This is a genomic window from Streptomyces sp. NBC_00328 (genome assembly GCF_036139655.1).
Classification (GTDB): Bacteria; Actinomycetota; Actinomycetes; order Streptomycetales; family Streptomycetaceae; genus Streptomyces.
Genome location: NZ_CP108013.1, coordinates 8138972 through 8150647 on the forward strand (window position 1 = coordinate 8138972; position 11676 = coordinate 8150647).

Genomic DNA, 11676 nt, shown 5'->3' on the forward strand with positions numbered 1-11676 from the left:
GCCGACCACCTCTTGGGCGCCGCTGGGGACGGTGAGTTGCTGCACACCGCCGTCGACGGCGAACCGTTCGTGGACCGGGCCGAGACCGCCGTCTACACCGTCCCCACCGACACCCCGGAGGGCGACGGCACGCTGGCCTGGGACTCGACCATGATGATCGTGCTCCAGGTCAGCGGCGGCGGCGCCACAGGACTCGGATACACCTACGCCCTGTGGGATCTCAAGGCCCGCCTCCTCGACCTGCCTCTGGTACGGCTGCTCGGCGGGAGCCGCACCCACGTGCCGGTGTACGGCAGCGGCGGCTTCACGACGTACGACCAGCACGAGCTGGGTCGTCAACTGCGCGGCTGGGTCGAAGAACAGGGAATCCCGCGGGTGAAGATCAAGATCGGGGAGTCCTGGGGGCGGGCCGAGCAGCGGGACCGCGAGCGGGTCGCGCAGCATCGGCGACGCGGTGGAGCTCTACGTCGACGCCAATGGCGCGTACGGCCAGAAGCAGGCGATCCGCGTGGCCCGCCACCTCGACGAGCACGGCGTGGCATGGTTCGAGGAACCCGTCTCCTCCGACGACCTGGCCGGGCTGGCGCAGGTCCGGGCAGCCGTCGCACCCGAGGTGACCGCGGGCGAATACGGCTACACCCTCGCCTACTTCGGGCACATGCTCGGCGCCGGAGCCGTGGGCTACCTCCAGGCCGACGCCAGCCGCCAGGGCCGTCGTCAACGCAGCGGACCATCCGCGCCGCAAGCAGTACTACGTAGGCGCGTCCACCGCCGCGACGATCCTCGCGAACAAACTGGCCCCCGCCCTGCTGGACCGCTACCTCGCGCGCACCGGCTACGCGTCGCAACAGACAGACGGCAGCGAACCCGGGACTCGCTCGACCAACCTCTGGCACCCCGCGGACGAAGCCCCGGAACACGACTACGGAGCACACGGCTCCTTCGACGAGACGTCCCACCCCCGCTCGGCCCAGGCGGCACTCGCGCGACACCGCGGGCTTGTGTCGGCCGCCGCGACGGGAGCGGTGGTGGTGGGTCTGGGAGCGGTGATGCGGCGCAGGCGACTGCGGTGGCCCGGGAAGAGGCGCCTCTCAGTTCGCCGGGTGCCCCGGGGTGATGTCATGGGTGTCGTCCAGCGTCAGCAGAGTGGCGTGGCCGCCCGCGAGATCTTGTGCCGCCTCCGGAGCGAGCAGGAAACCGACGTGGTCGCCGCCGTCGATCCGGCTCTCCACGCGGCCGACGAACCAGGCGGGGGCCTCGTCGAGGATCGGTGATCCGCCTGGTCCCGGGTGCCAGGGGACGTCGGTGAACTTGTCCGTACGGTCGCCGGTCTCGCCGCCGAAGAGCAGTGCCAGCCGGTGCTGGTCGCGGCGGAGCAGATGGACCGCGAGCCGTTCGGCGTGCTTGGCCACCCGGTACGTCCGGTTCGCTCTGGACAGCCAGACCATGAACCGGGCGGGCTGGATCGAGCACTGCGAGGCGAATCCGACCAGGCAGCCGGCTCTCTCCCCGTCGGCCTCCGCGGTCACGACGTACATGGGGTAGTCGAGCAGGCCGGTGAAGGGATCGAGATCGGTCACGGTGTACGGCTCCCGCTTCAAGAGATCGGATGTCGGCCAAGCGTTCACCACGCGCGTGTCCTGGTTGGCTCACGACGCGCTGAGCGGGGCTCGGACGCGGTACGAGCGGAGTCCGTGGGTACCCGGATCCGTGCCGCAACTCGTCTGGGACGAACCGCTCGTGGGCGACGGCACAGGGCGAAAGGCGTTCAGTCGTGTCCAGACCGGCACGCGCCACGCCCGTCGAGGCAGTCGAGGAGAGGCGTCGCGATGTCTGCGCAGTCCGGGCCCGAGCCCGAGTCCGTTCGGCAGGAGCACCGTGCGGTGGAAGGGACGGGCGTACACGGCTTCGGCTCCGGCCCGGCGGACGTCGTCGAGACGTGGGGGAAGGCGCCTCCGGAGCCGCCGCGTCGACATCCACGCGACGGGCGCGGACGGTCGTGGGTGACGGTCGGGTTCGGTCTGGGCCTGGGGGCGAGTCTGGCGTGGCTCGCTGTCCAGACCGTACTGCGAGTCAGCTCGATGCTCACCTTGCTGCTGCTGGCCGTGTTCATCGCCATCAGTCTGGAACCGCTCGTCGCGGGGTTCACACGCCGCGGCCTGCGGCGCGGCTGGGCCGTCGCGATCGTGCTGACGGGGTTCATCGTGGTACTCGGCGGGTTCCTGGCCCTGGTCATTCCGCCGGTGACCAAGGAGATATCCGCAGTGGTCGACGCGGTGCCCGGCTGGTTGCAGCAGGTCCACGACCACCAGTCGGCGATCGGCCGTCTGGAGGACCGCTACCACCTGGTCGAAAGGGCGAAGCAGCAGATCGGCTCGGGAGGCGGAGCGACCGGCCTGGCCGGGGGTGTCCTGGGCGCGGGCCAGATGGTCCTGAGCACCCTCACGTCCACGGCGATCGTGATCACGGTGACCCTCTACTGCATGGCGGCCCTGCCGGCCATCAAACAGTTCTGCTACCGCTTTGTGGCCGTCGGCCGGCGCGAACGCGTCGAGGGCATGGCCGAAGAGATCATGAACAGGATAGGGAAGTTCATGCTCGGCAACCTCGTCACCTCCGGGATCGCCGGCGTGGCGACCTTCGCCTGGTGCGCGGCCACCGGCGTCCCCTACGCCGCCGCCCTGGGCATCTTCACCGCCCTGATGGACCTGATCCCGATCGTCGGCTCCACTCTCGCCGGTATCGCCGTCAGCCTCGTCGCGCTGTCCGTGTCCCTGCCCATCGCGATCGCGACCGCGGCCTTCTACGTCGTCTTCAGGATCGCCGAGGACTACCTCATCGTGCCGAGGGCCATGAAGTTCGCGGTCGACGTCCATCCACTGGTCACCGTCCTCGCGGTGCTGGTCGGCGGGGCGCTCCTCGGCATCATCGGCGCCCTCGTCGCCATCCCCGCGGCTGTCGCCGTCGGTCTGGTCCTGGACGAGTACGTGTTTCCCAGGAAGGAGGAGCGCAAGTGAAGGCGCGTCGGCCCGGCGCGGCAGCGTCTTCGTCGCCTTCCGGGGCACCCGTCGGCTCCGGGGGAGGGGCGCCCCGACCGGCTGCCGGGATCCCGTACGGCGTGCCAGCAGGGCGAACAACAGGTCTGTCCGGCCGCCGAGGTGCCCGGCAGCCCAGCAGGCCGGGGAGCCGTGATGCGCATGCGGCGGGTGCACAGGGGTACTCGACCGAAGCTCGAATCCAAGATCGCCGCAGTGCCGGTCACAGCCAGGAGCGAGCGATGCCCGTGGCGCCCTCGATATCTGCCGTCTCGGCTGACCACACACCCGTTCAGGAGACGTCCTCATGCCTGACAACCCGGTCGACAAGCACCCCCGCCCCGACTTCCCGCAACAGGATCAGGAGCATCCTGGATGGACGGGCCCCATGGATCCCCCGCCCGATCACGGCGAGGACTCCTACGAGGGCTCCGGCCTGCTGAAAGACCGCAAGGCACTGCTGACGGGAGGCGACTCCGGCATCGGACGGGCGGTGGCGCTCGCCTACGCCCGCGAGGGAGCGGACGTCCTGTTCACCCACCTTCCCCAAGAGACGGAAGACGCCGCCGAGACCGCCGGTCTGGTCGAACAGGCAGGGCGCAAAGCAGTCGCTGTCGAATGCGACATCCGCGAGGAGGACCAGTGCCGCCAACTCGTGGAACGAGCGGTCGAGGAGTTCGGGCGGATCGACGTCCTCGTCAACAATGCCGCGTACCAGATGTCCCAGCCGGACGGCATCGAAGCGATCTCCACCGAACAGTTCGACCGCGTCGTGCGCACGAACCTCTACGGCATGTTCTGGCTCTGCAAGGCGGCCCTCCCGCACATACCCGCAGGCGGCTCGATCATCAACACCACATCCGTGCAGGCCTACAAGCCGAGCCCGCATCTGCTGGACTACGCCACGACGAAGGGCGCGATCGTCACCTTCACGCAAGGGCTGGCGCAGATGGTCGCCCGTGACGGCATCCGCGTCAACGCCGTAGCGCCCGGGCCGGTGTGGACCCCGCTGATCCCCGCGACCCTGCCGGACACCGCCGAATTCGGCAAACAGGCCCCCATCGGCCGGCCCGCCCAGCCCGCCGAGATGGCCCCCGCCTACGTCTTCCTCGCCTCTCCGCACGCCAGCTACATCACCGCGGAAATCGTCAACGCCACAGGTGGAACACCGCTGCCCTGAGCGGCCAAGGGATACACCGGCTCAGCCTCACCGTCCCACCCGACTCCCGGCGGCCCGGCCTCGCCCACCGGCACCCGCCGACGATGCGTAAAGGCTGTCGTGGTGACGAGTCACGGCCGCTCGCAGGCCAGGAGCGGTACCGGGGCGATCCACAGAACCGGGCGGTGCGGACTTGCCGATCACCGGCCCGGCCACGACGACGGCGGGTGATCGGCAAGTCCGACGATTCCGCTGATCCGTCGGTGCGCCGCTGTTTTGCGTGGGGGCAGGCGGGGACTCGGACGGTACGCCGCCGGAGCACCGAAGCTCTGCTTGCAGCCCGGCGGCAGCCCGGCCGTTACCGAGCCGGTGAACGGCTTTCAGAGACCGGAGCCACGGGCCCCGTCGTATCAACTCACGGGCGTCGGGCTTCGCATCCTCTCCATCACCGCCGTGCTGCGGTCATGCCGCGGCACCGAAGGAAGCGATCATGAAAGCAGCGGTATACGAAGGTCCGCGAACGGTCACGGTGAAGGACGTACCGGACGCGAAGATCGAGCATCCTTGCGACATCGTCGTCAAGATCACCACTACCAACATCTGCGGTTCGGACCTGCACATGTACGAGGGCCGCACCTCGTTCGAGGCCGGCCGCACCCTGGGACACGAGAACATGGGCCAGGTCGTGGAGGTCGGCCCGGCCGTCCGCAAGGTCCAGGTCGGCGAGTACGTGGTCCTGCCCTTCAACATCGCCTGCGGCTTCTGCAAGCAGTGCGAGCAGGGCCTGACCAGCTACTGCCTGACCATGCAGCCGGAACCGGCCCTCGCCGGAGCCGCCTACGGATTCGCCGAAATGGGCCCCTACCAGGGCGGCCAGGCGGAACTGCTGCGCGTGCCCTACGGCGACTTCAACGCGCTGCGTCTGGGCGAGGACGCCGCCGGCCGGCAGACCGACTACGTGATGCTCGCCGACATCTTCCCCACCGGCTATCACGCCACCGAGATGGCCCACGTCAAACCGGGCGACCAGACGATCGTCCTCGGGGCCGGCCCCGTCGGGCTGATGGCGGCCTACTCCGCCCTCCTCAAGGGCGCCGGCCGCGTGTGGGTGGCCGACCACCAGCCCGACCGGCTGCGCAAGGCCGAGGAGATCGGGGCCGTCCCGATCAACACCGCCGAGCGGAATCCGGCGGAGGTCGTCAAGGAAGCCACCCTCGGTCTGGGCGCCGACAACGGCTGTGAGTGCGTCGGCTACCAGGCACACGACCCCGAGGGACATGAGGACGCCAGCCTCACGCTCAACGCACTGATCGACGCGGTCAGGTTCACGGGCCACATCGGCGTGGTGGGCGTGTTCCTGCCCCAGGACCCCGGCGGCGCGGAGGCCCAGGGGGAGCTGGAGGCGCGGGGCAAGGTCCCGATCGACTTCGGCATGATGTGGTTCAAGGGCCAGCACATGGGCACCGGGCAGGCGCCCGTGAAGAGGTACAACCGGGCGCTGCGGGATCTGATCGCCGGTGGGAAGGCAACGCCGAGCTTCGTGGTCTCCCACGAACTCAGTCTGGACGAGGCCCCCGCCGCCTACGAGCACTTCGACGCCCGTGACGAGGGCTGGATCAAGGTGGTCCTGCACCCGAACGGACACGGGAACGGCCACAAGCGGTAGGCGACCCGGGGCCGCCGTCCCGCCCCTCCTGGGGAGGCCAGCCCAGCGCCGGCCGACGTCGTGCGCAGCGCGAGCGGGGGTTCCAGCCGCGAGCCTTGTTTCCTCGACCGTGAGCCCGGATCGGGCGACCTGGCAGGAACGTGTCGACGTGCTCGGCAAAGGCGGATACCGGCGCTATGACGAGCGCTCCTCCGCCATGCTCGGTGAGGGAGCGGAACTGCTGCTCGACCGGTACGACGGTGATCTGCGGCGGCTGCGCGAGGAATCCGACCCCGCAAAAGCGCTGCAGCGCTTTCCGGGCATCGGTCCGACGGGGACCGACATCTTCCTCCGCGGCGTACAGGCCATCTGGCCGGAGTTCCATCCGTACGTGGATCGCAAGGCCCTGGACGGCGCCCGACGGCTCGGACTCCCCGCCTCGCCGGGGAAGCTGGCCGGCCTCGTCACCCGTCGCGAGGTGCCTTTGCTGGCGGACGGCCTGGTGCACGCGGCCCTCGACAAACCCATGGCCGACGCGGTGCTCGCCGCCGCGGACCGGGCATGACGGCGGGGTGGCCGGCTCGCGCTGCGCATCGGTGAGTACAAAAGCGACGGTGACTGTTGCGTGTTCAAGGTGACTGTTGCCTGCTCGATCAGGGACGAGCGATCCGAAGAATTGCACCGCCCCCGTACCGAACGAGCGCACAGACGGTCACATGCGCGATCAGAGGCGGAGACCCTTGCGCCGGGCTGCCGCGCGGGCACGAGTCCACGCCTCGGGGAGCTGCCGTTCCCGGACCCCCGCCGCGGTTCTCTCCTGCCCGTGCAGCAGGCCCCAGGTGAAGCCGGATTCCCCCGCCGCGTGTGCGGCGATCGCAAGACCGCGCAAGGTGTCACGGGCCACGACACTGTCGTGCTGGGCGCCGCTCACCTGCTGTACGGCCTTGACGCGCTTGCCGAGGCGGCGAACAGGCTTGCCCAGCGCCGGGCGGGCCGCCTCCGCGGCATAGCGAAGCCTCTTGGCGGCCTTGCGGGCGTGGTGGATCAGGGCGTCACGTTCCGGTCCGGACGGCGTGTCGAGCGCACGGTCCATTCGCTGACCAAGTCGCCCGTACTCCTTCCCAAGCGCCTTGACCAGGACCTTCTCCGGTTTTCCAGCCGCCTTCGCGCGCAGCGGCGGCGCCTCGGCCAACCGGTTCAACTGCTCAAGCAGGTTCAGGTAGCGGGGCGTGGCGAGCGCGTCCAGGGTGCGTCGACGGCCCTCGGCCTGCCGTGCCGCGTCCCAGGCCTGCAGCCGTGCACCAACCGGGCCCAGGACCAGTTCGCCGGGAAGTTCCCGCACGCCGGAGGCCAGCCGCTCCCGGAGCACCTCATGGTCGCGCTCCACACCGAGCTCGGCACCGAGCCACCTCAGATCCCGCCGGACGGGGTCGGTGACCTCACGGTCGAGGACGGATCGGTAGGAGCGCAGGCAACTGCGCAGACGGCGGGCCGTGGTGCGCATCCGGTGCACGGCGTCGGGCAGGTCGCGACGCACAGCGGGGTCGAGGTCCGTGAGGGCGTCCACCAACCGGCGAACGTACGCGACCACGTGATCGCCGGCCGATCCCGGGACGACCCCGGCGCGCGCATCAGCCGTGCCTTCGAGGAGGGACGTCGTCTCGGACAGGGCACGGACGACTTTCGAGGGGCCCTGCGCGCGGTCGACACCGTTCTTCCGGAGCACCTTTTCGATGGCGTCCAGGAGCGCAGGATCACCGTCGTCGACGAGTTCGACCTCCACCTCCGTCCACTTCGCGTGCGCGTCGTCGTCCAGCAGCGAGTCGGCGCGCACCGCATCCGTACTCAGCTCGGCCAGGGCGTCACCCCCGGCGTCGAGAAGTCGGTGCAGGGACCGGGTGGAGCGGATCCGCACGACCGGCCGCAGCTCTGCGCCGCGGGTGCGCGAGAGAGTCAGGGCCCGCAGGTCCTCCGGGACCTCTTCTGACGACAGCGGGAGCCGGATCTCCTCCCGGGTGTCTCCCTCCAGGGGTAGCTTCAGGTGCCAGCCGGCGTCGGTGCCGCCCCTCCGGCGCCGCAGGGACGCAGTGGTGTGTGCCAGTCGCAGGTCCTCGGTGTCGTAGTAGACGGCATCCAGCTCCTGCGTCGCATGTTCTGCGAGCGAGGCGACCCGGTCCACTTCCGTCAGCTCGGGCAGCCATGAGATGTCGTTCCCCGGCGGCGCCGCGTATTTACGTTCTGTCTCTCGTGTCGAATGGACCATACAGATCGCGTTGACACATTCCCTGGTCTCAAACTCGACGTACGCCACTTCCAGGTTCACTTTGCACGCGTGGCGGATCGGAGGCGGACTGAGACCCGTGGCGTTCCAGCAGCCAGGTGACGGCGCTGTGGTCCAGGCGCATAACCACCCAGGGCGCTGGACGGAGAACAACACCCAGGTCCTCCTCGTTGATGGCCTGACCGCACCGCTTCTTCCCCGAGTCCTCGAACTCGCTGCGCGTCTGCGACGCCAGGGCTGCGCACATCGCCGCCCAGGGGGTCACAGGCGGTGAGGTCGGCAACGAGTCGTGCTGGAGGCGGGAGGACGAGCAGGTGTGTTCATGCACAACACGCACCCGACATCGCGCGGCGCCGTTTCCCGGTCGGCACTCAGACGGCCTCAGGTTCTGCACGTGCGGCTGGACCCTGTTTGCGCAGGTGGGCCGAGATCGGCTCCTGCCCGGGCCTGGCCAGGCAGGAGCCGCGGCAAGGCGGGTCAGACCGACGGGGTGAGCGACCTCCTGGACCTTCTCGGCGACCTTGTCGACTGCTGCTGCCACGGGGTTCTTCTTCTTGGCACTCACGGGAGTTTCCGATCACTGAGGGAAGACAGAGGAACGACGTCCCGTCGCGATGACAGGAGCGTGAGATCCGCTGAGTACCCGGTTCCGCAATCGCAACGCCTGCGCCTCCCCCACGTGAGGCGCAGGTTCACCCGACGGGTTGACTCGTCGTGGCGAGGCCAGTTGGGCGCTTCTATGCCCTGACCCGACTCTGAAGGGTGTCGCCGGTGTACTGGACCTCATCCACCAGGCGGGTGGCCTCGACGACGAGTACGCCGCCGTAGTGAGCGCTCTCCTTGGTCGTGTCGAGATCGGTCCGGGCCTGAGACCGCCGGTACGGACGGCGCGCTCGTACCGGCGCGTCGTGCTCTCGGCGTCGAGCGTTACCTGACGAAGGACGGGATGCATGTGAGACGCCAGGTCGTGGAGGGCGCTGACGATGTAGGCCGCGCTGTGGTAGCGAAGCGGCGGCGCAATGGTGATGTTGACGGCGGTCCCGATGTCGCAGCCGACGAGGACCAACAGCACGATCTGTCCCAGTTGGGTGATCCGGTCCGTGGCGTTGGTGGCGCTGCTCTACGCAGAGAAAGCGAAGTACGCCGCGGTGACTACCTGCGGGCCCTGGCTGCCCGGCAGCCGTGACCGGCCGACGGCCGACGCGGTCACCGTCACCAGCCCGAAGGACACCACGTGGCCAGCCCCGCGTCAGCCGACGGCTTGCCCGAACAACCGTCGGCTGTGGGCGTTCGGCAGGACCCCAGGCAGTGCTCGTGTGCGGGTCAGTCGGTGGAGAGTGCTTCGAGGAGGTCGCCGGTCTTGGGATCCGGGAGGGCGCGGGCGGCGTCCGCGAGAGCGACCATGCCGACGAGGTCGTGGCCGTCGATGACGGGCAGACGGCGGACCTTGTGGCTGGTCATGGTGCGGATGATCTCGTCGGTGGCGTCGTCGGCGCCGATGGTGACGGCCCCGCCCTGGGCGAGTTCGCCGGCGCTGCAGGTGGCCGGGTCCTTGCCGGCCCCGAGGACCTTCACCACGATGTCGCGGTCGGTGAGCATGCCCTTGAGCTTGTTGTCGGCGCCGCAGATCGGGAGGGCTCCGACGCCCAAGTCCTTCAGCTTCCTCGCCGCGTCCAGACGGTCTCCTCCGCGCGGATGCATTCGGTGCCGGTCGTCATGATGTCTCGGGCCGTGGTCATGTCCGAGCTCCTTCCTTGGGCCGCAACCGCGTCGAGGCGGCAGTTTGTCTGGCAGGCGCCCGGGTTTCCAGATTCCCAAGGGTGTAACGAGCCCTGTTCTCCTTCCGCCGAGGGGCGCGCGGTACTCACGGAAGCCCGCGTTGGCCGTACTGGATCCACATGATGCCGTCTACAGGCCTCATGGCCCGGCGAGGTGAGCCCGGTGAATCACGAGAACGCCGAACGTGCCGGAAACGCGTACGGATCCGTCCCCATCATGGAATGGCTACGGGCCACCGAGTCCCTGGAAGGCTTCCTCCAGGTCCTCGCCGACGCGGCGCTGGATCTGTCGCAGACGGAGGGGACCGGGGTCATGCGCGAGCGGGATCACCGTCCTTTGACCGTGGCAAAGAGATCGTCGTCGCCGACATGCCGGGGTGACCCCCAACCCTTCGCGGCCGCCCTCGGATCCGCTCCTCGCTGTCCCTGCCGATCGCCGACCGGACCGAGACGGTCGGCGCCCTCGACCTCTACGCCGGTTCGCCCGGCGCTTTCGAGACCACGGGCCGGACGGTCCTGCGGCAGGCCACCGGCGCGATCTGCGCTCTGCCTCCCCGGGGGCCGCCGTGCGCGTCCGCGAGCAGTCCGAGCAGATGCCGCTGCGCTGCCTGATGTCCCTCAGGGGGGACGGCTCTGCCGTGCCGTAAAAGGTCCGGTCTCGTAGAAACAACCGCCTCCTGGCGTGAGGACGGCGGGGATTTTCGCCTCGAGGGGGTACCCGGTGTCCATGGACACCGAAAAGGAGACCGTGCTGGCTGCCGCTTCCTACACCGGCGCGTTGTGGCTGATGGCGGCGGGCATCGCTGTCGTCGTCATCCTGGTCGTCGCGTTTTTCATCGGTACCCGGCGTTCTGCCCGGCGCCGTTCAATCAATCCCTCCCAGGCCGCACAAGCGCGTCGTGACCTGGCGGACCCCGCACACCGCGGCGACGGCTGGAGCACTCCCGACGACGACCCGGAGCAGGGGCATCCCCACCGCTGACGGCAATTCACGCCGTGCCCCACACCCCAGTAGTCCTGTCCCCGCCCCGCCTCCGTGATGCGCGCCGGACTGGCCCGGCAGATCTCCGTACGGCCAATCCTGACGGGAGCACCCGCACCCGCCATCACAGCGGCCGTCCTCCAGTAGGGCTGCGATATGGGTGCGAACGTAAGTGCGGTAGCAGAGTCGTCTTCTGAGAGTTCGTCGGTAGAGGCCGTCGGTGGAGGCCGTAGCGGCGCCCGCCTGAGGCGAGAGAAGTTCGGGCAGTCCGACGCTGCCGAGGTGCCGGCATGCTGAGCGAGAGCGACGAACCTCCGGACTGTGCCGGCCGATGTGGTCGGGGCCCATGGCCTTGCGTACCTCGGGGAACCATTCCTTCTCTTCTTCCTCGACGTGGTGACGACGTTTTCGATGAGGATGGTCATCTTGGCGTCGAACCGCTCGTCGGCGGGGTCGAGGGCCCTTGGGTTCGGAGAGCATCCACAGCACGATGTAGTGCTCGTCGACGCTTTCGAGTACGAGGTCCTTGGTGTCGGGGGCCGCTTCCCGGGAGGCCGGACAGAAGATCTTCTCTTCGATGAAGGTGTGCGTGGTGAGTTCCTCGATCACCTGGTCGGCGATCTTTCGCTTTTCGGCGTGCGCTTTGTCGCAGAAGAAGCCCTCCCCGGCACGGTTGCGCAGGGAACGTATCGAAGCCGACTACGACTACGACAACAGCGACGAGGACCGGCTGACCTGAGCGACCGGACCCGAAGCGGCCGAGGGCCCGGGCTCGATCCCCTGAGGATTCGGGCCC

General features: G+C 69.1%; 8 protein-coding genes and 2 pseudogenes. 7 read left to right on the forward strand and 3 right to left on the reverse strand.

Annotated elements, in window-relative coordinates; all coding sequences use genetic code 11:
• Positions 1 to 69: 69 nt before the first annotated feature.
• Positions 70 to 712: pseudogene (locus OG485_RS35595) on the forward strand (enolase C-terminal domain-like protein); the annotation flags it as partial.
• 379 nt (positions 713 to 1091) lie between these two features.
• Here OG485_RS35595 and OG485_RS35600 read toward each other — a convergent pair.
• Positions 1092 to 1580, reverse strand: coding sequence for a flavin reductase family protein (locus OG485_RS35600; protein WP_328672652.1), 489 nt, complete (start codon positions 1578 to 1580; stop codon positions 1092 to 1094).
• Between the two features lie 249 nt (positions 1581 to 1829).
• On the opposite strand from OG485_RS35600, the gene OG485_RS35605 reads away from it, so the two are divergent.
• The 4 genes from OG485_RS35605 to OG485_RS35620 all read left to right on the forward strand — a co-directional run bounded on the left by OG485_RS35605 (position 1830) and on the right by OG485_RS35620 (position 6404).
• A complete protein-coding gene (locus OG485_RS35605) occupies positions 1830 to 3017 on the forward strand; it encodes an AI-2E family transporter (protein WP_328672653.1) in 1188 nt (395 codons plus the stop codon).
• A gap of 325 nt (positions 3018 to 3342) precedes the next feature.
• A complete protein-coding gene (locus OG485_RS35610) occupies positions 3343 to 4215 on the forward strand; it encodes an SDR family oxidoreductase (protein ID WP_328672654.1) in 873 nt (290 codons plus the stop codon).
• A gap of 469 nt (positions 4216 to 4684) precedes the next feature.
• Complete coding sequence (locus tag OG485_RS35615; RefSeq protein ID WP_328672655.1) at positions 4685 to 5860, forward strand: glutathione-independent formaldehyde dehydrogenase; 1176 nt, start codon at positions 4685 to 4687, stop codon at positions 5858 to 5860.
• 109 nt (positions 5861 to 5969) lie between these two features.
• Positions 5970 to 6404: a hypothetical protein gene (locus tag OG485_RS35620; protein ID WP_443048829.1), complete on the forward strand. Its 435-nt coding sequence runs from the start codon at positions 5970 to 5972 to the stop codon at positions 6402 to 6404.
• A gap of 159 nt (positions 6405 to 6563) precedes the next feature.
• On the opposite strand, the gene OG485_RS35625 is transcribed toward OG485_RS35620, so the two are convergent.
• Both OG485_RS35625 and OG485_RS35630 read right to left on the reverse strand, forming a co-directional pair.
• Positions 6564 to 8102: a CYTH and CHAD domain-containing protein gene (locus tag OG485_RS35625; protein WP_328672656.1), complete on the reverse strand. Its 1539-nt coding sequence runs from the start codon at positions 8100 to 8102 to the stop codon at positions 6564 to 6566.
• Between the two features lie 1341 nt (positions 8103 to 9443).
• Positions 9444 to 9859, reverse strand: a pseudogene (locus tag OG485_RS35630) (CBS domain-containing protein).
• Positions 9860 to 10625: 766 nt separating this feature from the next.
• On the opposite strand from OG485_RS35630, the gene OG485_RS35635 reads away from it, so the two are divergent.
• Both OG485_RS35635 and OG485_RS35640 read left to right on the forward strand, forming a co-directional pair.
• The gene (locus OG485_RS35635) at positions 10626 to 10880 is read left to right on the forward strand and encodes a DUF6479 family protein (RefSeq protein WP_328672657.1); all 255 of its coding nucleotides are present in this window, start codon (positions 10626 to 10628) and stop codon (positions 10878 to 10880) included.
• A gap of 592 nt (positions 10881 to 11472) precedes the next feature.
• Positions 11473 to 11619, forward strand: coding sequence for a hypothetical protein (locus tag OG485_RS35640; protein ID WP_328672658.1), 147 nt, complete (start codon positions 11473 to 11475; stop codon positions 11617 to 11619).
• Positions 11620 to 11676 lie beyond the last annotated feature (57 nt).